Origin of the sequence: Gluconobacter sp. P1D12_c (assembly GCF_018812105.1) — a bacterium.
Lineage (GTDB): Bacteria > Pseudomonadota > Alphaproteobacteria > Acetobacterales > Acetobacteraceae > Gluconobacter > Gluconobacter oxydans_A.
This window is the reverse complement of record NZ_JACSIQ010000549.1, coordinates 1-424: the sequence shown is the minus strand read 5'-3', so window position 1 is coordinate 424 and position 424 is coordinate 1. Positions and strand designations below refer to the sequence as shown.

General features: G+C 57.5%; 1 pseudogene. It reads left to right on the top strand.

The features are described 5' to 3' along the window. Window positions 1–80 precede the first annotated feature (80 nt). Window positions 81–424: pseudogene (locus KP705_RS18100) on the top strand (IS5/IS1182 family transposase); the annotation flags it as partial.

Below are 424 nucleotides of genomic sequence, written 5' to 3'. Positions count from 1 at the left end.
ACCTTGGAGACCAAGCCCTGCTTTTCCATGAAGTCTTCGTTGGCTTTTGAGCGATAGGCCGTGTCGGCCCAGACACTTGAGGCCGTATTCCCGAAGACTGGCAGGACAAGCCGTCAAAGCTGTCGCACAAGGATCGCCATGCGCGCTGGACGCTGAAGTTCACGAAAGCGAAGCGGCAGGACGATGGAACCATGCCGTCGAGTGATCTCGCTATCCCATTCTTTGGCTACAAACCCCACGTCTCCATCGACCGGAAGTATCGGTTCATCCGCAAATGGAAGACAACAGATGCCGCCGCCAGTGATGGCGCGCGATTGAGAGAGGGGCTTCTGGATAAAGCCAATACCGCCTCAAGCGTCTGGGCCGATACCGCGTATCGCTCCAATACCGCCTCAAGCGTCTGGGCCGATACCGCGTATCGCTC